We start from the raw sequence: 24,259 nt of genomic DNA on the forward strand, positions 1-24,259 counted from the left end.
GCACCCAAAGAATTTCCGTACGACAGATTGAGTTCAACCAATCTGTCCTCCATATAAAAATGAAATGATTGAAAAATACGCAGGGAGCACGCGAGTAAATCGCCCCTGCCAGACAGGAGAAAGTAATGGCAACGCATTTTGACTATATCTGTATCGGCGGCGGCAGTGGCGGCATCGCTTCAGCAAACCGTGCGGCGATGTATGGCGCGAAAGTGGCGCTGATCGAAGCAAAAGATCTCGGCGGCACGTGTGTGAACGTTGGTTGTGTACCGAAAAAAGTGATGTGGCATGGCGCGCAGATCGCTGAAGCGATGAGCCTCTACGCTCCTGACTACGGCTTTGATGTGGAAATGAAAGGCTTCGAATGGAGCAAACTGGTTGAGAGCCGCCAAGCGTACATTGGCCGCATTCACCAATCTTACGATCGCGTGCTAGGCAACAACAAAGTCAACGTGATTAAAGGCTTTGCTAAGTTTGTCGATGAGAAAACCGTGGAAGTAAACGGTGAGCACTACACCGCCGATCACATCCTGATCGCTGTGGGTGGCCGCCCGACCATTCCAAACGTCCCAGGCGCAGAATACGGCATCGATTCAAACGGCTTCTTCGACCTTGCTGAGCAACCAAAACGTGTTGCTGTCGTCGGCGCGGGTTACATTGCGGTTGAAATCGCTGGCGTACTCAACGCGCTTGGCACAGAAACCCATCTGTTTTGTCGTAAAGAGTCGCCACTGCGCAGCTTTGATCCAATGATCATCGACACCTTAGTGGAAGTGATGGCGGCAGAAGGCCCAACACTACACACCCACTCGGTACCAAAAGAAGTGATCAAAGAAGCCGATGGCAGCCTAACGCTTCATCTAGAAAACGGTGAAAGCCAAAACGTTGATCAGCTTATCTGGGCAATCGGTCGTCACCCAGCGACTGACGCCATCAACCTGAGCGCAACCGGCGTAGCAACCAACGAGCGCGGCTACATCAAAGTCGATGAGTTCCAAGCCACCAACGTTGCTGGCATCTACTGTGTTGGCGACATTATGGAAGGCGGTATCGAGCTTACACCCGTTGCGGTGAAAGCGGGTCGTCAGCTTTCTGAGCGTCTGTTCAACAACAAGCCTAACGCGAAGATGGACTATGACTTGGTCCCAACCGTGGTGTTCAGCCACCCACCTATCGGCACCATTGGTCTTTCTGAGCCAGAAGCAATCGCGAAATATGGCAAAGAGAACGTGAAAGTGTACACCTCAGGCTTTACTGCGATGTACACCGCGGTGACTCAACACCGTCAGCCATGCAAAATGAAGCTCGTATGTGCGGGTGAAGATGAGAAAGTGGTTGGTCTGCACGGCATCGGTTTCGCCGTGGACGAAATGATTCAAGGTTTCGGTGTCGCGATGAAGATGGGCGCAACCAAAGCCGATTTCGACTCAGTTGTGGCTATCCACCCAACCGGCTCTGAAGAGTTCGTTACCATGCGCTAAGGCGCGAAGTACAGTTACAATCAAAGTAAGATGGCGGCCTTTTCGGCGGCCATTTTTTATTGGGACGGCTAAAATGAAACACGGAGATCCATTTTCATAAAGTGCAACGACGGGTAGCCAGTCTGCTTTTGAAAAAGGCGATAAAGGCACTGTGTGAGGCAAACTCCAGCCAATACGCCACATCGGTGACACACAGACCAGACGAAAGCAGTTCGATCGATGTGAGCAAGTGCCACTGTGCTGCTGACACTGTCGGGTAAAACGAAGGGTTAACTAGTATAAAAGAAGGCCATCAAACGATGGCCTTCTTTTAGGGTTCTTCTGGGGGATAAAAGAGCTGATAGCGTTCCCCTGTCCAATATAAGTATGTATCGATTCCAGCTTCTGTTGGTATTACCACGAGCATCTGGTTGGGGTCAGAAACCAAATCATACCCTAAGCTTTTCGATAACGCCTGTTGAGAAATAAATGACATGCCATATTTTGCGCCATGAAAATCGCCCACACATGGCAGGATCAAATGAGCCTGGGAAAGATGATGCACTTCTCTTGACTGGCCATGTAAAATCAGCAACTTAGTTTCTTTTGGGTCAGAGTTAACATGAGCTTTGCATTGTATCTCATCTAGATTTGAAGCAATGACATACGTCTGATCACTGTTCTCAACCGTGATTTGGTTTGCTGCTAAAATAAAATCCTCGATCGAATCATTATTTGCATCAATTTTAGTTACGTCTAATATCCCACCCAAGTTGTATTCATTTCTCTGAAAGTTATCTTTAGAAAAAGATGCTTGGCTAAAACACAACGCAAAACCACACAGAAAAAATACTAACTTCATTAGCTTGGTAACCTTTTTTGAGCCATATTCAAAATATCCGTTGGGTTTATGAGATCTTTCCTTCTTTGGTAAGGGCTTTCTGATAAAGGAGCTCTTAAAATACCGGTAGCACTTCCATCATAGATCTCTAAATGCAGCATTTCACCTGTCCACCCGCTTTTTAAAACCACTTTCCCAACATAGGCAATATGTTGTCCTTGTTGAATCTTGGCTCCAATAGATACTCCATCAGCCAATCGACCAGATATCTCACCATAACGCACTACAGCCTTTCCGTGCTTAACTTCCAACGCATAGGTGCCACCATAAAACTCATAAAACTCATAAAACTCATAGAACTTCATAATCTCACCATCCGCCATTGCAAAGACTCGACTACCCTCTTTAGCGTACAAGTCACAGCCAGCATGCTTCCTAGCACCTCGATTAGAACCAAAACTTCTAGGAGCAACGGTATAGCTCTCTGTTGGCACTTGTTCCAATGGAAAAGAAGCATTAGTTAGGATAGAAACAGATTGGCTTTCTATACCCGCTCAACTCGAAGATGCAGGTTTCAAAAAATATAAAAACAGTCATGATACTTATGTAAATAGTGCTTTATTAACAATAACAAATATAAAGCTTGAACGGATAACCACTTAAAAATCAAACAATAAGGCTATCAATTTAATTTATAGCCTTATTGCTGTGCAAAAATCGTGTTTTACTTCACCGCACGAACCAGTTCCGCAATACCTTCCCAATCACCGCTGTCCATCATGGCGGTTGGTACCATCCAAGTGCCGCCACACGCGACAACCGATTTCAGCGCCAGGTACTCTTCCACGTTAGATGGGCTCACACCACCTGTTGGCATGAATTCCACTGGGTAAACCGCCGTCAGCGCTTTAAGCATGTTGACGCCGCCTGATGGCTCAGCAGGGAAGAACTTCAGGGTGCGCAAACCCATTTCCATCGCTTGTTCCACAAGGCTTGGGTTGTTCACACCCGGTACAATGGTCACGCCGCGTTGCTGACAGTATTTCACTGTGGTTGGGTTAAAGCCTGGGCTGACAATGAAATCCACGCCCGCTTCGATGGCGATGTCCACTTGTTCTGTGGTTAATACCGTACCCGCACCAATCAACAAATCAGGGTAGGCTTCGCGCATGATGCGAATGGATTCCGCCGCCGCTTCCGTGCGGAATGTCACTTCCGCACAGGGTAAACCGTTTTCTACCAACACTTTTGCCAATGGCAAGGCGTGTGCTACATCGTTGATAGCGATAACTGGGACGATTTTGATCTCTCTTAATCGTTGTTCAAGTGTTGTCATAGATAACCTCTAAAGAATAAAGCTCAATACAGCGACGATAAGGAAAGCAATACCACCAAGCAAGGTTTCCATTACCGTCCAAGTTTTCAGCGTGGTTTTCTCATCCATCTCAAGCAGACGAGAGACCAGCCAGAAACCAGAATCGTTAAAGTGAGAAAGTACCGTTGCACCGCCCGCAATAGCAATCACGATAAAACAGAGGTCTAACTCACTCAAACCTGTGGTTGCCGCCACAACCGGGGCAATCAGCGCAGCGGTGGTCGTCAGTGCCACGGTGGCAGAACCTTGCGCCACACGCAAACAGGTTGAAATCACAAACGCTGCCACAATCACTGGCATGCCTGTGTCAGTTAATACATCAGCCAAAGCATGACCAATGCCGCTGGCACGCAATACGCCACCAAACATGCCACCCGCACCGGTGACAAGGATAACGCCACAGATTGGTGCCAGTGAGTCGCCACACAATTTTTCAAGTTTAGCCATGCCGTAATCTTTGGCAAACACTGCCAAACACACGATCAAGGTAATAAGAAGCGCGACAGGCGTTTTACCTAGCATGCGAAGGAATTCCACCAACGGTGTTTTACCATCAATCACCCCCGCCACTGCCAGCGTGTTTAAGCCGGTATCCAAGCAGATCAGTAATACGGGCAGCACTAAGATGGTCATTACCGTGGCAAATTTTGGCAATTTGCTTTCATCGACAATCGCATCGCTGTTAAAAAATGCTTTAGAAAGTGGAATGTCGAATTTCTTACCTGCGTACAAACCAAATAGGTACGCGCCAAGATACCAAGTTGGAATCGCAACTAGGATACCCACAACCAGCAGCAAACCGATGTTAGCACCTAAAAATTCCGCCGCCGCCACTGGGCCTGGATGTGGAGGAACAAAGGCGTGCATCACCGCAAACGCACCCGCAGACGGTAAGGCGTATTTGATTGGCGATCCACCAAAGCGTTTTGCCACGCTAAAGATGATGGGCATCATCACCACTAGGCCTGCATCAAAAAAGATAGGGAAACCAAACAGCAGTGACGCAATACCCAATGCGAACGGAGCGCGATCTTTACCAAAGCGACCAATCAGCGTGTCGGCCAGCACTTTGGCCCCGCCAGTCACTTCCAAAATTTTCCCAATCATGGCACCAAGGCCAACCAACAACGCGACAGAAGCGAGCGTGCCGCCAAAGCCCCCCATCATGGTGGGCACCACTTTGTCCGAGGTCACGCCTGTGGCAATGGCGGTACCTAAACTGACAATGGTCAGTGAGGCAAAGGCATGCACTTTGAGTTTGATGATCAGCACTAACAACGCGGCAATCGCCAACGCAGCTATGGTTAAAAGATAAGTAGGATCAGGGGTGTGGGCTAATTGCTCCATAAGTTCACCTTTCGAATTATTGTTTGTGTTGTGGTTCACATTTATTTACGTTACCGGTAACATGTTACCGATAACATGAATAAGATAAACCCATATTTCAAAGTGAATTTCAAATTTGAGATCACGCGCAAGTTTAGTTATGAGGACAAGTTATGGCGGGTAGTAGTGTCATTGTGATGGGTGTCTGCGCAAGCGGAAAGACCACAATTGGTGAGCTGTTGGCAGAAAAACTGGGGCGTAAATTCATTGATGGTGACGATCTCCATCCACGCGCCAACATTCAGAAAATGGCCTCTGGCCAGCCACTGAACGATGACGACCGCAAGCCGTGGCTGGAGCGTATTCGTGATGCGGCGTATAGCCTTGAAAGCAAAAATGAGCACGGCATTATCGTCTGCTCAGCGCTGAAAAAGAGCTACCGCGATCAAATCCGCGACGGCAACAACAATGTCACCTTCTTGTTCCTCGATGGCGACAAGTCACTCATTCTTGAGCGCATGCGCCAGCGTCAAGGCCACTTCATGAAAGAGAACATGGTCAATAGCCAGTTTGAAACACTTGAACGCCCCGATGGCGAGCCTCGCACTCTATTGGTGAGCATTGATACCACTATCGAAGACGTTGTCGCCAACGCGGCCGAGTTAATCCTAGAGCAAGATGAGGCACAAGCATGACCCATCCCGTCATTTTAGAGGTCACTCAGCGCTTGGTGGAACGCAGCCAAGCAACACGTGCGGCGTTTGTTTCACGCACCGAAGAGCAAGCCAAAGCGGGCAAAGGACGTGTTGGTTTATCGTGTGGTAACTTAGCGCACGCGGTGGCGTCATCTTGTTCGGCAGAAAAGAAAAGCATCCTCGATTTTACTCATTCCAATGTGGCGCTGATCAGCGCCTACAACGACATGCTCAGCGCCCACCAGCCTTACCTGCACTACCCAGAGCAAATTAAGCGCGCACTGGCAGAGTATGGTCATACCGCGCAGGTCGCCGGTTGTGTGCCTGCGATGTGCGATGGCGTAACCCAAGGTCAAGCGGGCATGGATATGTCGCTGTTTTCTCGTGATCTGATTGCGCAATCCACTGCCCTCTCTTTGAGCCATAATGTGTTTGATGCCACCTTGCTACTCGGTATTTGCGACAAAATCGCTCCGGGGCAACTGATGGGCGCACTCGCTTACGCGCACTTGCCTACCGCATTTGTGCCAGCGGGTCTCATGGCAACGGGCATCAGCAATGAAGAAAAAGTCGATGTTCGCCAAAAATACGCGGCGGGCGAAGTGGGTAAAGACGCGCTGCTCGATATGGAGTGTCGCGCCTATCACTCCGTCGGCACCTGTACCTTCTACGGCACCGCCAACACCAACCAACTGGTGTTTGAGGCGATGGGATTGATGTTACCCGGCTCGGCGTTTATCCATCCAAACTCAGAGCTCCGACACGCGCTGACTGAACACGCGGCGATCAAAATTGCCGCCATGACCGCCGGCTCAGCCCACTTCCGCTCACTGGCTGAAGTGGTCACTGAAAAGAGCCTGATCAACGGCATCATCGCCCTACTTGCTTCCGGTGGCAGCACCAACCACACCATTCACATGTTGGCCGTGGCGCGCGCTGCGGGTATTGAGCTTACTTGGCAGGACATCAGTGATCTTTCTGACGTGGTACCACTGCTAGCACGCGTATACCCGAACGGCCCCGCTGACATGAACGCCTTCCAACAAGCGGGGGGCGTGCCTGCGCTGCTGCATCGACTCAATGAGTCGGCTCTGTTACATCGTGACGTCAAGCCAGTATTTGGCGAGTTCGACGACCAAATGAGCCTACCAAACCTCGTCGACGGTAAGCTTGTTTGGACACCATGTGAGGGTACGTTCGATAGCCATGTTATCGCCGACAAATGCTGTGTTTTCCAGTCCACAGGCGGCACAAGAGTGCTGACTGGCAATTTGGGCAAAGCGGTGGTGAAAGTTTCTGCAGTGAAAGAAGAGCAACGCGTGATTGAAGCGCCAGCACTGGTGTTTCAGTGCCAGCATGAGGTGGAAGCGGCGTATCAACGTGGTGAGCTCAACCGAGATTGCATTGTGGTGGTAACGCACAATGGCCCAGCCGCCAATGGCATGCCAGAGCTGCACAAGTTGATGCCGATTCTCGGCAATGTGCAAAAGGCGGGCTTTAAAGTGGCGCTGGTGACCGATGGCCGTTTGTCTGGCGCTTCAGGTAAAATCCCATCGGCCATTCATGTCTCTCCAGAGGCGATTCGTGGCGGTGCGATTGGCTTAGTGCGTAATGGTGATGTGATTCGTGTCGATTGCCAGACAGGTGAGTTAAACAACCTCAGCGACACCACTGGTCGCTGCGTGCTTGAAATCGATACCGAGGCAAGCCAGCAAACTTGGGGACGCAATCTGTTCAGCACCCTTCGCCAATCGGTTTCCAGCGCCGAACACGGTGCCAGCTTTATTGTTTGATCAACAAGGGCGCGTTTATCGCGCCCTTGGTTTTCATCACATCAACCCAGTCCGTTACACACTCTCGCCGGCAGTAATGCGGTAGCCCATATCCACCACAGTCTGTTCTAACGTTTCACCGCGCAAACGGGCCAGCAACAACTCGGCACTTTTCTCACCAATTTGAAAACGTGGCGTATCGACACTGGTCAATTTCGGACGAATCGTCTGGCCGATATCCAAGGCGTTGTAGCCAACAATGGCCAGTTGCTTCGGCACCTCAATACCGCGCTGCTGCGCGCACAGCAAAGTACCGATGGCGATGTCATCGTTGGTACAAAAAACCCCATCCATCTCAGGATATGTCGCTAAGGCGCGCTCTAACAGCTCATCCGCCAACGAGAAACTGGAGTGTTCACCCGTCAGCACGTGTTTCGGCTCTAAGCCAGCTTCACGCATGGCGCGATCATAGCCTTGCATACGCAGTTTGGTACGCGTATCCAAGCGTGCACCAAAATACACAATGGTGCGCTTACCCGAAGCCAACATGCGTTTAACCACGCTGTAAGAGGCATCTTCGTGGTCTAACCCTACCGCCATATCGATTGGCTGCGCTGGCAGTTCCATGGTTTCGACCACGGGAATGCCTGCGTTTTTGATCATCTGCATCGTGCGTTCGGTGTGGTGGCTTTCCGTTAGAATCAAACCATCCACCTGATACGAGAGCAGCGACGCGATTTTGCGCTCCTCTTCAAGCTCATCGTAGCTAAAGTGTGCCAAGAGGGTTTCATAACCATGTGCTTTGGTGACGGTTTCAATGCCCTGAACAAAGGAAGCAAAAATTTGGTTGGACAAAGAAGGCAGTAGGATCCCAATAGCTCGGCTAGAGGATTTCGACAACATCGCTGGGGCACGGTTCTCGATGTACCCCATCTGCTCAATCGCAGTGGCGATTTTCTCGCGGGTCTTTTCCGCCACCGAATCGGGATTACGCATGTAGCGTGATACCGTCATCTTGGTCACGCCGACTTGATCCGCCACATCCTGCAAAGTGGTGCGCGGTTTCTTATTGTGTTGAGCCATAAAAAGATTTTTGTCATTAATGTTACTTGTAACATTATGACCAATCCGATCCTCACACACAACCAAGGTGCTACGCTAAAAACCCACCAATGTGATCTTCCCCTGCGCCATCTCCCCTAACTGACAGGAAAAATCGAGGCGTTTATCGGCGGGTTTGCTAAACAGCACCTTCAACTTATCAAACGCTTCCGGCACAAAACTGACGCTTTTTAGCCGCAAACTTTTGCGCGTTAAGCTGTCCAAAAACGCCAAAGAGGATTTATCCAACACCATTTGGCAGGTATCCAATATTGTTTTGCTGACCATTTTTTTATGAATGGCATGACTCAACTGTTCAGCGGTGATGCTCATATTGGCGCTGGCCAACACGCACACGGCGTAAATATCCAGCACCGCCACCGCGCGCGGTTTTTGCGTTTCGCCATCTTCATAAATGGCAATCATGCAAGGGATTTTGCTTTCATCAAACTGCTGCTGCCGAATATTGGCCAAGCAGATCTCCCCATGCACCACTTTTTGTAGCAACTTCTCGAGCTGGCTTAATTTCGGCAGCGCGAGCTCTTTTTGCACTTCCACCAGCTCATCAAAGGCTTTTTCACTCTCTTCCGCCCCTTGCACCAGTGGCAATAGCTTGCGATGCAGCGCGTCATCGTCGAACGGTTTACTCAACACAAAGCTGGCCCCCGCCGCTTTTGCTTGGGCGATCTGCTCTTCATCGTCGACGGTGGTGATCATCGCGATTTTCACCTCAGGAAAACGGGTGGCAACGGTTTGCACCAACTCCAAGCCACTCATGTCTGGCATGTGCCAATCCGTCAACACAATATCCGGACGCCAATGCTCCACTTTCTCTAACGCCGCAAGGGCGCAATTGGTTTTTTCAATCGATAAGCGACGATAGCCAAACCCAAGCAAGGCTTTGCGTACAATTTCTAGCGTCGCTTTACTGTCATCGACAATCAGTATTTTCACTCTATTTGCGCGTCCAATTTCGAGAAGTGTTTAAATTATAGGCACAATTCGTCGCAGCTTCTAAACTTATCAATACGCCATTAAACGAGGTAAGCACGCGATGTCGCTCGAGTTCTTCGACCAATCTTGGGATAAAGAGTTGTTGCTGATGTTAGGCATCAATCTTGGCTTGATGATTTTATTGGTGTGGTTTGTGTTGCTGTGGCTGATGCTGCGAGAGTTTCGCAAAGCGATTCACCCCAAAGAGGCAAACGCAGAGAGCCTTGCCGCCTCCCCAACGACAGTGGCGATGTGTGAAGAATCGGTCAATCACGCCCTTCACTACAGCAATGAAAATCGCGACACGCTCAATGCCTTGATTCAAATTCAACAGGCACTTGAAAAGCAAGTCGCCGAGATTCGTGCCACAAGCCAAAACCCCAGTGAACACGATCTCGCCTCCATTGAGGCTCTCAACCAAAAACTGAGTAAATCCCAACAGTTGATTCGTAAGCTCAGGGGCGATCTCGACAAAAGCGTGCGTGGCCTGCGCAAAGCCAAAGCCAAGCTACTAGAACAAAATGATACCGTTGATGGATTGCGCAAACAGAAAGAGGATATTGAGAAACAGTTTGAGCAACTGGAGCGGGAATACATCATGATCAGCGAAAGCGGTGGCTTTCAAGACGTTGAACAAGGCTTTCAAAAAGAGAAGGATCAACTGCTCGCCACCATTGAGAATTACAAACAGCAGTTGGCCAATCAAGCGCCTGCCAGCACAAGTGGCGCCGCCAGTGATGAGCTCAAACAGAAGCTACTTGCGATGCAAAAACAGCTGATGCACGTGAACAAAGAGAAGGCGTTTATTGAGCAGAAATATTTGGAACTAACACAAAAAATGGAAAACGGAGAACAATGAAATTCGCCACCGACAAACTGTTGGATTTTATTTTTCCCGACACAATTCATAAACCCAATTCAATGAATTCTTATTCGTAAGAAAAATCTCACATATAATACAGAATTCTTATAAACTAGCCGCTAATAAAAATATAAGAAATCGTTATCGTCGTGCAGTTAGGTTCCAGTGCCACGCAAGTGTTTTATCACTTGCTGGATCTCAATGAAGAAGAAAAACAACAAGCGCTCCAACAACTCGAACAAGACGCCCCTGATGTCTATCGAGCGTTGACACCGTTAATCCAGCCTCATGAACATGAGCCTTTCACCGCTTTGCTTGGCTTTCACGCCAACCATGCCACCGAGATTCCGCTCGACCTTTCCAACCAGTTGATCGACAAATATCAGCTCACTCACGAGTTAGGACGAGGAGGCATGGGCGTGGTGTACGCCGCTTATCGCGCCGATGAAACGTTTGAACAGCAATTGGCCATCAAGTTTATCCAGCCCTCTTTGACTCAAGTTTTGGGAAAAAAAGCGTTGTTTGACGAAGCGCAGTTACTGGCTCGCCTTAACCACCCTTGTATTGCCAAAGTGTTTGATGGCGGAGTGCATCAAGATTCGGTTTACATTGTCATGGAAAAGGTGGAAGGCCTTACGCTGGATGCCTTTTTGCAACGACATCACCTTGATACGCGCGCCAAGCTCACGCTCTTTCGCTACCTCTGCCAAGCGATTGAACACGCGCACCACAATCAGGTGCTGCATGCTGACATCAAGCCGGAAAACATCCTCATTGATCAAGATGTCAGGCCCAAGTTGCTCGATTTTAACCTAACGCAAAAAGTCAGCACTCAGGCCAATCAATCAGGGCAAGTGGGATTGGTGGCCTTTAGCGAGCATTATGCCAGCCCAGAGCAAAAATCGGGTGGCTACTTAACTCAGCAAAGCGATCTCTACTCGCTAGGGAAAATCCTGCACCTGCTTTTCCCACAGGTTGGCAAACACTCCGACCTACGCTTCATCCTCGACAAAGCGACCCAAGCAAAAGCAGAACAGCGCTACCAAAGTGTCAGCGAGTTACGAGCTGACATTGAGAACATGTTGGCATGCCGACCGATTTCACTCAAACAACACATTCCGCTCTACACCACCAAACGGCTGATACAAAGAAGGCCAGTTCCCAGCTTATTGCTGACCTTACTGGTGATGAGCGGCATGCTGTTCACCAGCACCTTGATGACCAAAAATCGCCAGCTACAACAAGAAAAGCTGATTGCAGAAAACATGATGTACGAAGTGACCAGCTTGATGTTCCACACCAAAGGCAATGAGATGGCAAACCTGTCGGTGAATTCGATGTTGGAAATCACGCGTCGGCGAATTCTCTCCAATCCCGACATACCCAAGCACATCAAGCAGAAAATGTTGTTGGCCATGATAACGCCAACACCAGAGAAACACGCTGTCGAGGCAAACTGCCAAGCAAACTGCCGCCAACCTGAATCAAAATGGTAAGAGATCATGAAGCCACTATTTTTTGCCACTGCCTTGCTCAGTTGCCTCTCCTTGAGCGCGCAATCGGCCACGCCCAAAACGGGTTACTTTATTGACTCTCCCGTTACGGGCTTGTATTACAAAACCAGTTCGAATCTCTCAGGCACTACTCACAAAGGCGCTTTTCAATACCACCCAGGGGATGTGGTGAGTTTTTTCCTCGGCAATGACGACAGTGGCTATCTGCTCACAACGCTTTCAGGCCAAGAGGTGATTACCCCAACATTGGCGACCACCAAACCAAGCCGCAGTATCAATATGACGCGTTTGCTGCTGTCACTCGACAGCACGCCAGAAAATCGGGATGAAATCATTCTGCTCAATCGCATCATCTCCGACCCTAAATTCCAGCAACAGTTGCAAGGCATCGATCTCAATTTTCTCGATACCAGCGCCAGCCAACTGAACGTGGATTTGGTTTCCATCAAAGAAGCAGCAGAACACTTAAATCAGAGCCAACGCTATATTGAGCAGCACTTTACCTCCGATGAAGTGATTTTCTCGCCGCTGAATATGCGCCTAAGAAACATCATCATCAAAAAGACCGATTGGCAGGGCCGTGCTTGTGCACTCGATTTACGTATGCTCGATAAACCGAACCACCGCACCCCGGTCGGGGCGATGAGTTTTGAAGTGACCCAGGAGCACGTAATCCAATACCCCAGCGTGGGCGATTACTTCAACGGCTGTTACCTCAACCGACAGCACGCCTATCGAGAAAAAACCGTTGAACCACTGAGCCATTTTGAGCAATGGGAAGGGGTTGTGGGCTGTGCGAGCCAAGGTTGCACGCGTCACGATCTCAATGGTTTCTCACTGGAAGATTTCGACGACGAAGGCGACTGGAAATACCGTTCAGTCGCGATGAATTTTGACCCTCACACCGAGCTACTGATGGGCAAAATGCAAGGATTGGGCAAGAAGGCCGAAGTCACTCACAGCAACAAATCGGAATCGATTTGGTTTATCTATCCTGAAAACAAAGGGCAACACATCGCCTTTGAAGGAATTTGGAAAGAGACTGAATACCAGGGCAATGCCTTAGCTCAGCGCTGCCTAAGAATTGCCAATGGGCAGGTTTGGCTTGGGCCAAGCGAACAAACTCAGTGTCCAATTGACAAGAAACACTACATCCAAGACGTGACCCAGCAATACCAAGATATGTGGTGGTTACGTAATGCCTCTGGTCATGCCCAACTCGAACAGATGAACGTAATGGTGCGCTGGTTTCCACAACCGTATCCAGCGCAATACACCACCTGGGAGTACCTTCCAACCGGACAACATTGGGATCAGGGCATCTTGTATCGCTATCAACAGCAAGTGTCACCTCAGCGTGATGGCTCTGACCGCATTGATACTTACACCATTTCTGAATTCGTAAAACAGCAAGGAGAGCCGTCATGAGTGCGCAATCGACTTCTCTTACCCATATCATTCAACAGTGGCAAGCCGGTGACAAAGAAGCCGAAAGCCAGCTGTATCAATTTGCCTACCTGCAACTGAGAAAAATCGCCCAACAAGAGCGGGAGCGGAACGCTGAGAAGTATGGTCTTGAAAACGAAGTGTTGGCAGACAGCGTCAACAGCACCACCGCTTTGATCCACGATGCGTACCTAAAGCTTTCCACCAGCGACATGAGTGAAATCAGCGGCAAGCGCGACTTTTTCCTCATGGCAGCCAAAGTGATGCGCCAAATTTTGATCGACAATGCACGTTCACTGCAGGCGCAAAAACGCCAGCAAGTGACACAGCTACCGAGTGAACAGCAGGAAAAGTTTGAGCAGTTGATCATCATGGACAAAGCACTGGACAACTTCAGCGTTCGCTACCCACGCCAATCGAATGCGCTCAAGCTGAAATATTTAATGGGGATGAAAAACCAAGAGATCAGCGAGTTACTCGAATGCAGTGCCAGTTTGATTGAAAAAGACCTCAAATTCTCACGCAGTTGGCTGCAATCGAGAATGGCGTAAATCGACCCATGACACATCGTAAACCTCTACTCTTCGCCACGACAGTAACGCTTGTTACTGGGGTGTGGTTTTGGCACTCTTCAAGCCAAGCCACCTCGAGTGTGCTGGCTGAGACAGAACCCCGTGTCGCAGCACCACATGCCAAAGCCATTTCGGTTGAAAGCAAAGCACCAAACGCAGCAACGCCAACCCAAAACACAAACTCAGATCCTCAAGCGGTGTTTGCCCAAGCATTGGAGGATCTGGCTCCACCAGCGCCCACTGCAGACGTAAAAGAGTTAGCAAAAACACCCCAGCCTGACGTTGCCAATGACACGCTAGAAGCCACCACCCATACCCAGGTGATAACCAGCGAACCCGCTAACTTTGACGGCAGTGGAACGAACAGTAAACCGAGGATCAACGCCGAAGTGGCGCGACAAATCCAGAGTCAGGTTTTCGGCTGGGAGCTCGATCAAGGCGCGCCCATTCACTATTCCCTCAACATTGATCAACTGTTTGTGGATGCCGATGACGACTTTCTCACCCTCACTGTGCGCATCAATGTGCCGGGGCTCAAAGTTCGCAATCTGGGTGCCGTGCAGATCTTAGGCACCGTCACCAAAGCCGCAGCGCAACCCCAGTTGATGATCGCCGCGCGCGATGATCACCACGGTAGTGATGACCAAGCGTGGGTAAAGGCCTATTTTGATCTACCAGCGATTGGAGAAACGGGTACGCAGTTTACGCACCCACTGATTGGTCAAACCTTCTATCGCTTAGAAACCACCCAAACCTTTGCGGGCGTTCGTTATCCCTATGAGGTGATTTACTGCCAAGCGTGGAAGTTAATCAATCATCAGGTCTATTTCGCCGCTGCGCGCAATCGTCGCCAATGCCCCGATGACGAAGAGCTCAAGTTGATTGGCGAGTTTGAGCAGCAAGACGAAAAGCTGATTCTCACCAGCAGCCAGTCCGCCTTTGATGCCAAACAAACCTGGATGACTCGCCAAAGCTACCCATCCAACCTCACGGAAGGATTGGTAAACCATCTCACCACGGTGCATGACGGCAACCAGTACGAAACCTACACCATGCTCACCGACAAAACCGCGATGGAAGCAAGGCTCAACGTGGAAACGGGTCGAACGCTTTATGAGATGGCCTTTTTTGACTACCTCTTTATCGACGCTGAGCAAAATTACCTTCCTGCCGAGGTCGGTAACTACATCTACGAGCGTCAAGCCGCGGACCCCACGGTGTATCAGCGCTTTGACTCCGACCTCAACATTCATCGCATCAGTGGCAGTTTTGATTGCTCCACCTTACTGCCCTACTTCGATCTCTCCGTCATTGCTGGTCGGGGCGATTACGAAGATGTCATCTCCTACAGCCACAACGAAGATGGCGTCTCCTCGGTCGCCTGTTTTGTCTTTCCATCCGGACCAAACAAGCGCTCTTTGGCCATCAATCATGACTACCGAGATGACAACGATCTGCAACAAGGCGAGATTTACAGCTACATCCTGCGCCCAAAACCTCAGTTCGCACACCTGTTGGAGGAGTTGAAAATCAATCTGATTTACCACCACCCACAACTGTAAAATTAAGCGCCAATAAACGGGATTAGAAGTTCCACAACGCTTGTAATCCCGTATTGAGTGTCCAAGTTTGCGCTTCTGGCAACCAAGCTTGACCTTGCTTCTCCACACCACTTGCTGTGGTATAACTCACTCGTTGCGGATCAGACTCGAAGCGTTTCTCGTACCCGAGCATCACAAACCACCCTAAATGCAAACCTGGCATGATCTGATAGCTAAGGGTTGCTTCCGCATTGGTTCTAAAACCGAAATCGTTAAATTGAATGTCTTCAAAACGTGAGTTTTCAGTGACACTCCAAATCGGCACACCGAAAACCCAACGGCCACTAACACGCCAATCGCTCTCCCCATACAGATGGCCAGAATCGTAGGCTAAGCCAGCATCAAGGAAAATATCCGTCGATTTCTCTTCCCACGTATTGCCTTCGCGAAACACATCATTGACGTAACCATTGTGGTTTTTCAGGCCATAGCGTTTGTAGGTTTGATAGCTCAATGACGTTCCTGCCAACACACGCCAGTTATCTTGCAGTTTGTAGTGCAGCAAAATGTTGGTTGCCGCTTTCAGATATTCAAACTGGTTGGTTTGAATCAGCGTACCGTTTTTATGCCACTCTTCGGTGGCACTGATCGGCGAAAATGTCGCTAACGCATCAATGGAAAAATCAAAGCGCGCGTTAATGTGGTACAGCCCGCCCGTGTTCAATACGGGGCTCACCACACTGGCATCGGAGTCTAAACCGGGAAACAACTCTTCATACACCACATTTTCAAAGCCAAGGGTAAAGTAAGAGTAACCATATTTGCTCTTATCAAGGGTCGTTTGCGCCTCAGCCGCTGAAGAGCCCAAACACGCACCAATCATGATTAACCTAGCCCACTGTTTCATCTGTTTCTCCTGAAATTTTTGGCCCAGATGTTAACCCTCACGACCCATTTGCCAACCCCGTTACTGATAAAAAAATTAAAATAAATTTTACGGTTTTTTCGCTGTTTTTCGTGCCTTGAAACTCCCACTCTAACCGGATAAAAAAGCCCCGAAATTCTCCCTTCTTTCGCATGATTTATAAAAAGATGAAAGAAGACTCTAACGATGTGCGTTATTCAATTTAGTCAGAATAAAGAAGCAAAGGACTCTTAGATGAAAAAGGTTAGTTTACTAGCAGCGTCAGTGGCGATCGCCCTCACCGGTTGTGGCGGTTCAGACAGTGGTTCAGGTTCAAACGACAACGTCGCTCCAGGCGGCGTTATCGTGACAGGCTTTGACGGTTACTTTAACCAAGCCGTGGTGTTTGACGATATCAACAATAACGGTCAACTCGATCTTGATAGTGATAATGTCTTTGGTCTGACAAACCAAAAAGGGCAAATTACGCTCGCTAAAGATACGGAGATTAAAGGCTCATTGGCACTGAAAACACTTCGTCCTGGCGATGTTGAAAAAGAGCTCGCTGTAAAATTAGCGGCACTCAGCCCTGAAAACGACACTTACTCAGACTTCATGAACACCTACACAACCGATATGGATCATGAAGGTCAGCCAATGGCGAACTCTGTTGTTTTCCGTGCTCCAATCGCTGGTGAAAAAGCAGACAGTAATATGGTTATTTCACCAATTACTGACTTAGTTGCAATTGAAATGGGCAAAAATGCTAATCTTTCGATTGAAGAAGCCAGTGCAAACGTCAGTACTCTGCTTGGTGCAACAGACGAACAACCAATCAACCCATTCTCAGATTTCGTTAAAGACGCTAAAACAAACCTGGCCAGTGCTCAGCTACACAAAACCGCGCAAATCCTTACGGAATCAAAAGCGAAAAATCCAACTGAATACACTAAAAACGCGACAGCCATTGCATCAACGGCCAAAGATGAAGCGAAAGAGATCGTTACTGAAAGCAACATCGGCACTGATGAAGTGTTAAATACTACGCCAGTGATCAATCCTTCCAAGCCAGAGGTTGCGGTCACCAACTACAAACTGCTCGTGAATGCGGCAGCAAAAGCGGAACTGACACACACCTTTGCTGCTCTTGATATCCAAGAAGGCGTGGTAGCAACACACACTATTACTCTTCCAGAGAATCTATTCATTGACCGCTTTGAAGGCCGTGAAACACCAGTGGCAGCATCAGATGCGACTATCAATGGCAAGGGCATCATTCTGACGCTCAACAACGGCGTTATAACGCTGACGACGGAAGCTGCGCTGCTCACCCAAGATAAATTCACCGTCACAGTGACGGCGGACGATCGCGCAACGGCGAATGGCGAGGTGCTGAACAAGTTGTCTGAAACCTTCAGCTTCACCGTAGAGCTTTCCAATACCGCACCAGAAGTGGATGGCGATGTTCAAACATCACTACAAACTCACATTGATAGCTGGAAATTGGCGCAAGGTGTCGAGTTCAAAAATGAACTCGATATGTCTGGTCTATTTACTGACCGCGAAGGTGATGAGCTGACGATCACAACCAACATTAACACGGTGATTCCAGGTCTAACCTCAACGTTTGATAAAGCAACTGGCAAGCTAACGATCTCTGGTCGCCCTGCATCGGCACATCCCGCACAACGCTTTACCGTTATTGCGAATGATGGTCATGTCGCAACGCGCATTGAATCTCATCCAGCCAGCTTTGATCTGCCCGCCGTTACACAAGGTGAAATTAAGACCAATGCAACCGTACTGGCTGAACTCAAAGCAGAAGCGAGCACGTGGACACTGCAAGTTGGTCAAGCATTTGAGAACACACTGGATATTAGCAAGCTGTTTGAAGATTCAATCAGTGGCGATGTCGAATACTATGCTCACTATGCAGCACACGACAACATACCAGCGAAAAACCCAATTCCAGGGGTTAAAGTATCGGTTGACGCTTCTGGCTTAGTTTCTTTAACGGGCACTCCAACGGCAGAAACCAATGGTGTCATTTTGTATGTGGCTAAAGGTATTAATTTCTCTGGTGGTGAAGAGAACGACGTTGAATCAGAAATGGTTGAAATTCTTTTACCTAATGTGCAGCCAAGTGATGACATCACTCCGCCACCACCAGAAAACAAGTTGGCGTTTACTAAAGAGCACTTTAACAACCAAGTGTGGCGCATGGGCAGCTTTGCTGACCGTGATGGTGAAATTGCTTACGCCTCTCTAATGACCAATGCTCAAGGTGGTCTCGAGTGGTGTTGGGGTGATAACCACGGGCAATACTCAAGCAACATCAGTGACTACAACGGCAATAACCCTTTCGCAGTACTACGCGACCTAGACAATAAAACGGATTATCTAGAGAGCCAAGCCAAAGATTGTTGGGCGGTGACGATCAATACAGATGGCACACTGTTAGACGCAGATAACCAGCCATATGAGATGCTGTACCAACACTCTCCAGCAGCTGGCGAATACCAAATCTTAGTGAAAATGGGGACTCAAGAGCTATTCTGGATGGACTCAACCAATACGCCTCTGGCTCAGGTTCTACCAGTCGCGCCAAAACTAGCGGCAAGCAATGTAGAGTTTGACCTATCCGTAGAAAGCGGTGCTTTTAATCCAGAGTTGGACGGCCCTGAACTAAGCTACGCTATGGGCAGCTACACGTTCAAAGCGAACAACCGTTTTGTAAACGAATCGATCAAGCCAACGGGCTTCTACACTACCGGTAGCTGGGAGCAAACCTATGATTCGAACAATGATGTTCGCGCAGAGCTAACCGAAGAGATGGAAGATCAAAAAACGCGCGTTCGCTACATTAACCGCGAATTTGGCGACTTCTACATTGCGGTGACCTGGAGCGAAGACCAAGGAGGCACTTCTGCACCGCAATACAGTTTGTTTGGCTACGATCAAGACATCATGACATCAGTGTTCTCTGAACTGCCAATCATGAAATAAGACCAAATTGTTGATATACACCAAGCCCCGCATCACGGGGCTTATTTGTTTTTGATTTCATCCAACTACTTCACACACAGCACATTCAACAGCGAAGAGCCTTTTACCTGCGTCACACGACCATCGGTAAAGAAGCCTTTTTTTCCTCTTCCCCAATAGGGCAACTGCATTGGCCAGTGCTGGTTTTCCATCACTTTGGAGTCCAGCAGGGTAAAAAATTCCTCTTCGGTTAACAAACGCATGTGCAGATCACTGCACACCACTTCCGCACTGCTGTAATCCAAGCGATTCCATGCTTGGTTGTGTTCCATATAAAACTGGTGCTCATCATCCATCAAGTAAGGCACTGCATAAGTACGACCTTTTAACTCGGCACTTTTACGAATGTCGATGGATGAAGAGTCGTCGTTACTGCGCTTAGCTGGCGTTGTGGCCAAGGTCGCCTGCGCAGGAGAAGGCATTGGCTTGTTGGCAGCAACCGGTACTTTCTGTTGCGTTTTTGGGGCGGTGGGCTTGGTTATCGCTTTCTGTTCTTTGCTTGCCGTGACCGGTTTTGCCGCAGAATGTGGCTTAACGACTCGAATAAAGGCTTCTCGGTAATCGCCCAGTTTTTTGACCTGTTTAAGATCTTTGCTGGCTTGAGCAAAAGATTGATACGGGCCAATTAAGCAACGATAGGCTTTGTTTTCAGGTTTCATCCACACATCGGTGGTGATCTGCTTGTAAAGCGGTTTGGCGTCGGCCAGTGGCATTGGCTGATTTAAGATGCCACATTGAATCCAAAAGAAATCCTCTTTGCCGCTTTTGGGCGCTTTTTTACCCCAAACACCATCGCCAATCGGGCAGGCTTTATCTAACATGGGTAATTCGTTGGTGCTTGCCTGTGTGGCTTCACATAGAAAGCCTTCCGCCGCTGCAGGAGTAGCAACACCAAAAAAGCACAATGCCGCCATCAGCCACAATCGTTGAGGTTTGAAGATCGGCAAAAGGGCCGATTTGCTTTGTTCCATAACTTCACTCTACCCGTTTCATCAATGAATTGTTCAGTGACGCTCAGACTGCTGCCTACAACACGTTGTAAGGCCAAAAATTTGCCGCGTACTGGTGAATAAAAAATGACAAGCAAAAAAAGAGCCGTAATTGGCTTACGACTCTTAGTTTAGGTAGTTTTCCGATTATAAATCAATCAGCTCAGATCACCCTTTGTAGATTTTTGGGTTAAATACGTCACGTAACCAGTCACCCAATAGGTTGATCACTAACACCAGCGTCACCAGCACAATGCCAGGGAAGGCGGTGATCCACCAAGCGCCGGAGAAGATGTAGTTAAAACCAATGCTGATCAATGCGCCCAGTGACGGTTGGTCAACGGGCAAACCCAGCCCTAAGAACGAGAGCGCCGCTTCCGACATGATCGCGTTAGCGACTTGCACGGTTGAAATAACCAAAATCGGTGACAAACAGTTCGGCAGAATATGACGGAACATGATGCGCGGAGCTTTAAAGCCCATCACTCGCGCAGCTTCCACGTACTCTTTCTTCTTCTCCGCCAGTACCGAGGCGCGGATCGTACGTGCGTATTGTGGCCATTCCGCCACACCGATGATCACCACCAGCATCACCACCGCATATTGGCTGTAGAAATCGCTGCCGAAACTGGCTTTGAAAATCGCCGAGACAATAATTGCCACCATCATGGTCGAGAAGGAGAGCTGAACATCCGCAAAACGCATCAAGAAGTTGTCAATACGACCACCAAAGTAACCCGCCGACAGACCAATCACGATACCCAAAAACAGCTGTAGCGCTACCGCCATAAAGCCGATGGTTAATGATAAACGCGAACCGTATAAGATGGTGGAAAGAATATCGCGCCCTTGCTCATCAGTGCCCAGCATGAAGTTTTCATCACCGCCTTCCATCCAAGATGGCGGTAGTTCCGCATCCATGATGTCAATCGAAGAGAGATCATAGGGGTTACTCGGCGCAATTAATGGTGCGGCAATCGCCAACAACAAAAACAGCATGAACACCGAAAAACTGCTCATCGCCACTTTGTCGCGTTTAAAATAGTAAAGAAAATCCGATTCTTTAAAGCGTTCCCATGCAGAAGGAGCTTTATTAACCTGTTCCATGATTATGCTCCTTTTCCTGTTAAATCTACGGTCGGGTTGATTAAGCCATACAGCAGGTCAACGATAGTGTTGGTCACCACGAAAATCAGTCCGACAAAAATGACGTAAGCGGTGATCAGTGGGGTATCCACACGGTTGATCGCCTCAAGGAAAAGGAAACCCGTACCCGGCCATTGGAACACGGTTTCAGTCAAAATGGTGTACGCCACCATGGTACCAATCTGCACGCCACCAACGGTTAACACTGGCAGCATGGTATTTTTGAGCGCATGTTGGTAATAAATTTTGTTCAGCGCGAGGCCTTTCGCCTTGGCAAATTTGATGTACTCCGAACTCAGCACTTCCAGCATTTCTGAACGCACCAGACGAATAAACAGTGGCAACATGATTGAAGCTAGCGCAATACATGGCAGCACGAGGTGCTTTAAGCCATCAAGAGTAAAAAAGCCCGATTCCCAGCCGAGTAGGTTATACGTTTCCCCTCGCCCATAGGATGGCAGCCATTGCAGCTCAATCGAGAAGACGTACATCAGCATGATCGCGGTTAAGAAAACGGGGATCGAAATACCAATACTACTGCCTGCCATGACCACTTTAGTAAAGAAACTCTTCGGATGAATCGCGGAATAAACCCCAAGCGGAATCGAAAAGACGATGATTAATACGGTCGCGCCAAACACCAACTCTAGGGTGGCAACGAGTTTATCAAGAATCACATCCACCGCAGGACGTTTGAAAAAGTATGAAGTGCCTAAATCGCCCTGCAATGCAGCGCCGATAAAGCGAGTGTATTTGGTGATAAAGGGATCGTTTAGACCAAGTTCATCTCGCAGCGCTTGGCGCTCTGCTTCTGAAACTGACTGGCCCACTAGCTCACGCAACGGGTCGCCTAGGTTATCCTGAATGGCAAACGCCACTAAACTGATCACAAACATCACTATCAGTGCCTGAAACAGGCGCTTGACCAGAAACGAAAACATTCCTTGCCCCTTTTGCTATCCATGACTATGCCCGCTTGCTATCACGGCCATATAAACTTCAGTCTGAAAACGGCGCTCAACCCGACTGAAACAAAGTTGAGCACCTAAAATCACTCATCCCACCCAACGCTTGAGTGGGAGAAAGCGAGTCTTACTCTTTAACGACCAAATCACCAAAGTATGGGAAGTCCATCGCGTTGACGATTGGTTTGATATCCAGCGTAGATTTCGCGCCCCACGCTAGGTTTTGCCAGTGTAGAGGAACGAATGCCGCTTCGTTGTACAGCGTGGTTTCTACTTTCTGTAGCATCGCGGCACGTTTAGCAGGATCGGTTTCTACGTTCGATGCTTCTACCAACTTGTCCACTTCTGGGTTTGAGTAGTGACCACAGTTGTACTGACCACGACCTGTTTCTTCGTTGCGCGTCATGGTGAGGAACTCAGAGAAGTTCGCCGAATCTTCTGTGTCTGAGTGCCAGCCGATCATCAGCATGTCTGCCGCACACTTATCAAACTCAGGCCAGTATTGCGCTTTCGGCATGGTCTTTAGATCGACCTTGATACCGATTTTCGATAGCATTGCAGACGCCGCTTGAGCCACTTTCGCATCGTTAACGTAACGGTTGTTCGGTGCGATCATCGTCAGCGTAAAGCCTTTCTCGTAGCCCGCTTCCTTCATCAGCTCTTTGGCTTTTTTCAGATCAAAACGAGGAACCAGTTCCGCGTTATAGCCCGCGTAGCCTTCAGGGCCTTGTTGGCCAGCCGCTGTCGCAAAACCTTTCATGATTTTATCAACAATGCCTTCATTGTTGATGGCATGAACGATCGCTTGACGAACACGCACATCTTTCAGCGCTTCGTTACTATTTTGGTTCATTTGGAAAGTGATGATGCGCGTGCCAGGCAGCGTCACAAGATCGATGCCTTTCGCATCTTTCACACGTTGGTGATCGTTTGGCGCCACTGGCGCGATCATGTCAACACCACCAGAAAGAAGCGCAGCCACACGAGTCGCGTCTTCTTTGATTGGCACAAGCGTCAGCTTATTCACGTTACCTTTTGACTCTTTGTCCCAGTAATCTTTAAAGCGCTCAAATTCTACTTTCACGCCTTGCTCACGAGAAGTGACGATGAACGGGCCAGTACCAGATACATTGGTCGAAGCAAATGAGTTACCGTGCTTCACCACTTCCGCTTTGTCTTTGCCATCAGCTGTCGTGCCAGAGTAGAACTTGCTGTCCATCGGGAAGATGTAAGTGGCGGTTTGCAGCACCAATGGGTAAGCCCCTTTGGACACCAACTCAACCGTGTAATCGTCCACTTTGACCATTTTTTCATACGGTTCAAAGATCGCTTTAAAGTCTGGAGAATCTTTCAGACGATCGAATGTCCACACGACATCATCTGCCGTCAGTTCGTTACCGGAATGGAACTTCACCCCTTTACGTAGCTGGAAGCGGTAAGTGGTGTCATTGACACGTTCCCATTTTTCAGCCAAGCGAGGTTCAAAATCCAATTTCTGGGTATAACGAACTAGTGGATCAAACACCATGTGCGACATTTGTAGCGTACCACCAGACAACTGCTCATGCGGGTCAAGTGACACTGGATCTGCATCATAAGCAACTTTGATGTCTGCCGCAGCAGCACTCAGGCTTAGGCCTGCAGCCATTAAAGCCACGGTCAGTTTGCTTTTCACGGTTTTCATTGCATAACTCCTTATGCGGGAATCCGAA

At 48.9% G+C, this 24,259-nt stretch carries 20 protein-coding genes; 9 read left to right on the forward strand and 11 right to left on the reverse strand.

Features of this window, described 5'->3' with window-relative positions; translation table 11 throughout:
- Positions 1-125 precede the first annotated feature (125 nt).
- Positions 126-1,481, forward strand: coding sequence for a glutathione-disulfide reductase (gene gorA, locus CIK04_RS09600; protein ID WP_097353131.1), 1,356 nt, complete (start codon positions 126-128; stop codon positions 1,479-1,481).
- Positions 1,482-1,791: 310 nt separating this feature from the next.
- On the opposite strand, the gene CIK04_RS09605 is transcribed toward gorA, so the two are convergent.
- From CIK04_RS09605 to CIK04_RS09620, 4 genes are all read right to left on the reverse strand, one after another.
- Positions 1,792-2,322 (reverse strand): hypothetical protein, encoded by a 531-nt coding sequence (locus CIK04_RS09605; protein ID WP_097353132.1) that lies wholly within the window; start codon positions 2,320-2,322, stop codon positions 1,792-1,794.
- On the reverse strand, positions 2,322-2,795 hold the full coding sequence (locus CIK04_RS09610; RefSeq protein WP_269799031.1) for a M23 family metallopeptidase: 474 nt from the start codon (positions 2,793-2,795) through the stop codon (positions 2,322-2,324). Before CIK04_RS09610 ends, CIK04_RS09605 begins: the two co-directional genes overlap by 1 nt.
- A gap of 230 nt (positions 2,796-3,025) precedes the next feature.
- A complete protein-coding gene (locus CIK04_RS09615) occupies positions 3,026-3,637 on the reverse strand; it encodes a bifunctional 4-hydroxy-2-oxoglutarate aldolase/2-dehydro-3-deoxy-phosphogluconate aldolase (protein WP_038941506.1) in 612 nt (203 codons plus the stop codon).
- Between the two features lie 9 nt (positions 3,638-3,646).
- Positions 3,647-5,023 carry a GntP family permease gene (locus CIK04_RS09620; protein ID WP_045628699.1) on the reverse strand — a complete coding sequence of 459 codons (1,377 nt, stop codon included), beginning with the start codon at positions 5,021-5,023 and terminating at the stop codon, positions 3,647-3,649.
- Between the two features lie 152 nt (positions 5,024-5,175).
- Between CIK04_RS09620 and CIK04_RS09625 the strand changes: the two genes are divergently transcribed.
- Together CIK04_RS09625 and edd are read left to right on the forward strand one after the other, a co-directional pair.
- A complete protein-coding gene (locus CIK04_RS09625) occupies positions 5,176-5,697 on the forward strand; it encodes a gluconokinase (RefSeq protein WP_017420425.1) in 522 nt (173 codons plus the stop codon).
- Positions 5,694-7,490, forward strand: a complete 1,797-nt coding sequence (edd, locus tag CIK04_RS09630; protein ID WP_097353134.1) for a phosphogluconate dehydratase — start codon at positions 5,694-5,696, stop codon at positions 7,488-7,490. Before CIK04_RS09625 ends, edd begins: the two co-directional genes overlap by 4 nt.
- A 54-nt stretch (positions 7,491-7,544) precedes the next feature.
- Here edd and CIK04_RS09635 read toward each other — a convergent pair whose 3' ends face one another.
- Both CIK04_RS09635 and CIK04_RS09640 read right to left on the reverse strand, forming a co-directional pair.
- Positions 7,545-8,552: a substrate-binding domain-containing protein gene (locus CIK04_RS09635; protein WP_026050286.1), complete on the reverse strand. Its 1,008-nt coding sequence runs from the start codon at positions 8,550-8,552 to the stop codon at positions 7,545-7,547.
- A 75-nt stretch (positions 8,553-8,627) separates the two neighbouring features.
- Positions 8,628-9,524, reverse strand: a complete 897-nt coding sequence (locus tag CIK04_RS09640) for a response regulator (RefSeq protein WP_045609642.1) — start codon at positions 9,522-9,524, stop codon at positions 8,628-8,630.
- Between the two features lie 100 nt (positions 9,525-9,624).
- Here CIK04_RS09640 and CIK04_RS09645 point away from each other — a divergent pair, with 100 nt between their 5' ends.
- From CIK04_RS09645 to CIK04_RS09665, 5 genes are all read left to right on the forward strand, one after another.
- On the forward strand, positions 9,625-10,422 hold the full coding sequence (locus CIK04_RS09645) for a chromosome partitioning protein ParA (protein ID WP_039541919.1): 798 nt from the start codon (positions 9,625-9,627) through the stop codon (positions 10,420-10,422).
- Between the two features lie 152 nt (positions 10,423-10,574).
- Complete coding sequence (locus tag CIK04_RS09650; RefSeq protein ID WP_097353135.1) at positions 10,575-11,921, forward strand: serine/threonine-protein kinase; 1,347 nt, start codon at positions 10,575-10,577, stop codon at positions 11,919-11,921.
- 6 nt (positions 11,922-11,927) lie between these two features.
- Positions 11,928-13,367, forward strand: coding sequence for a hypothetical protein (locus tag CIK04_RS09655; protein ID WP_045591391.1), 1,440 nt, complete (start codon positions 11,928-11,930; stop codon positions 13,365-13,367).
- Positions 13,364-13,936 (forward strand): sigma-70 family RNA polymerase sigma factor, encoded by a 573-nt coding sequence (locus CIK04_RS09660; protein WP_017420432.1) that lies wholly within the window; start codon positions 13,364-13,366, stop codon positions 13,934-13,936. Before CIK04_RS09655 ends, CIK04_RS09660 begins: the two co-directional genes overlap by 4 nt.
- 8 nt (positions 13,937-13,944) lie before the next feature.
- Positions 13,945-15,519, forward strand: a complete 1,575-nt coding sequence (locus CIK04_RS09665) for a hypothetical protein (RefSeq protein ID WP_097353136.1) — start codon at positions 13,945-13,947, stop codon at positions 15,517-15,519.
- Between the two features lie 22 nt (positions 15,520-15,541).
- Here CIK04_RS09665 and CIK04_RS09670 read toward each other — a convergent pair whose 3' ends face one another.
- Positions 15,542-16,405: a hypothetical protein gene (locus tag CIK04_RS09670; RefSeq protein ID WP_039549865.1), complete on the reverse strand. Its 864-nt coding sequence runs from the start codon at positions 16,403-16,405 to the stop codon at positions 15,542-15,544.
- A gap of 252 nt (positions 16,406-16,657) precedes the next feature.
- On the opposite strand from CIK04_RS09670, the gene CIK04_RS09675 reads away from it, so the two are divergent.
- The gene (locus CIK04_RS09675; protein WP_176463311.1) at positions 16,658-19,408 is read left to right on the forward strand and encodes a hypothetical protein; all 2,751 of its coding nucleotides are present in this window, start codon (positions 16,658-16,660) and stop codon (positions 19,406-19,408) included.
- 65 nt (positions 19,409-19,473) lie between these two features.
- On the opposite strand, the gene CIK04_RS09680 is transcribed toward CIK04_RS09675, so the two are convergent.
- The 4 genes from CIK04_RS09680 to CIK04_RS09695 all read right to left on the reverse strand — a co-directional run bounded on the left by CIK04_RS09680 (position 19,474) and on the right by CIK04_RS09695 (position 24,231).
- A complete protein-coding gene (locus CIK04_RS09680) occupies positions 19,474-20,418 on the reverse strand; it encodes an SPOR domain-containing protein (RefSeq protein ID WP_039541938.1) in 945 nt (314 codons plus the stop codon).
- A 186-nt stretch (positions 20,419-20,604) separates the two neighbouring features.
- A complete protein-coding gene (locus CIK04_RS09685; RefSeq protein WP_097353137.1) occupies positions 20,605-21,543 on the reverse strand; it encodes an ABC transporter permease in 939 nt (312 codons plus the stop codon).
- A 2-nt stretch (positions 21,544-21,545) separates the two neighbouring features.
- The gene (locus CIK04_RS09690) at positions 21,546-22,523 is read right to left on the reverse strand and encodes an ABC transporter permease (protein WP_017420438.1); all 978 of its coding nucleotides are present in this window, start codon (positions 22,521-22,523) and stop codon (positions 21,546-21,548) included.
- Positions 22,524-22,674: 151 nt separating this feature from the next.
- A complete protein-coding gene (locus CIK04_RS09695) occupies positions 22,675-24,231 on the reverse strand; it encodes an ABC transporter substrate-binding protein (RefSeq protein WP_097353138.1) in 1,557 nt (518 codons plus the stop codon).
- Positions 24,232-24,259: the final 28 nt, after the last annotated feature.

Source organism: Vibrio sp. 03_296, assembly GCF_002265885.1.

Excerpts from the sequence above, each read along its gene's own strand:
- gorA (WP_097353131.1), top strand. The coding sequence starts at position 126 with ATGGCAACGCATTTTGACTATATCTGTATCGGCGGCGGCAGTGGCGGC.
- CIK04_RS09605 (WP_097353132.1), bottom strand. The coding sequence starts at position 2,322 with ATGAAGTTAGTATTTTTTCTGTGTGGTTTTGCGTTGTGTTTTAGCCAA.
- CIK04_RS09615 (WP_038941506.1), bottom strand. The coding sequence starts at position 3,637 with ATGACAACACTTGAACAACGATTAAGAGAGATCAAAATCGTCCCAGTT.
- CIK04_RS09620 (WP_045628699.1), bottom strand. The coding sequence starts at position 5,023 with ATGGAGCAATTAGCCCACACCCCTGATCCTACTTATCTTTTAACCATA.
- CIK04_RS09625 (WP_017420425.1), top strand. The coding sequence starts at position 5,176 with ATGGCGGGTAGTAGTGTCATTGTGATGGGTGTCTGCGCAAGCGGAAAG.
- edd (WP_097353134.1), top strand. The coding sequence starts at position 5,694 with ATGACCCATCCCGTCATTTTAGAGGTCACTCAGCGCTTGGTGGAACGC.
- CIK04_RS09635 (WP_026050286.1), bottom strand. The coding sequence starts at position 8,552 with ATGGCTCAACACAATAAGAAACCGCGCACCACTTTGCAGGATGTGGCG.
- CIK04_RS09645 (WP_039541919.1), top strand. The coding sequence starts at position 9,625 with ATGTCGCTCGAGTTCTTCGACCAATCTTGGGATAAAGAGTTGTTGCTG.
- CIK04_RS09655 (WP_045591391.1), top strand. The coding sequence starts at position 11,928 with ATGAAGCCACTATTTTTTGCCACTGCCTTGCTCAGTTGCCTCTCCTTG.
- CIK04_RS09660 (WP_017420432.1), top strand. The coding sequence starts at position 13,364 with ATGAGTGCGCAATCGACTTCTCTTACCCATATCATTCAACAGTGGCAA.
- CIK04_RS09665 (WP_097353136.1), top strand. The coding sequence starts at position 13,945 with ATGACACATCGTAAACCTCTACTCTTCGCCACGACAGTAACGCTTGTT.
- CIK04_RS09670 (WP_039549865.1), bottom strand. The coding sequence starts at position 16,405 with ATGAAACAGTGGGCTAGGTTAATCATGATTGGTGCGTGTTTGGGCTCT.
- CIK04_RS09675 (WP_176463311.1), top strand. The coding sequence starts at position 16,658 with ATGAAAAAGGTTAGTTTACTAGCAGCGTCAGTGGCGATCGCCCTCACC.
- CIK04_RS09680 (WP_039541938.1), bottom strand. The coding sequence starts at position 20,418 with ATGGAACAAAGCAAATCGGCCCTTTTGCCGATCTTCAAACCTCAACGA.
- CIK04_RS09685 (WP_097353137.1), bottom strand. The coding sequence starts at position 21,543 with ATGGAACAGGTTAATAAAGCTCCTTCTGCATGGGAACGCTTTAAAGAA.
- CIK04_RS09690 (WP_017420438.1), bottom strand. The coding sequence starts at position 22,523 with ATGTTTTCGTTTCTGGTCAAGCGCCTGTTTCAGGCACTGATAGTGATG.
- CIK04_RS09695 (WP_097353138.1), bottom strand. The coding sequence starts at position 24,231 with ATGAAAACCGTGAAAAGCAAACTGACCGTGGCTTTAATGGCTGCAGGC.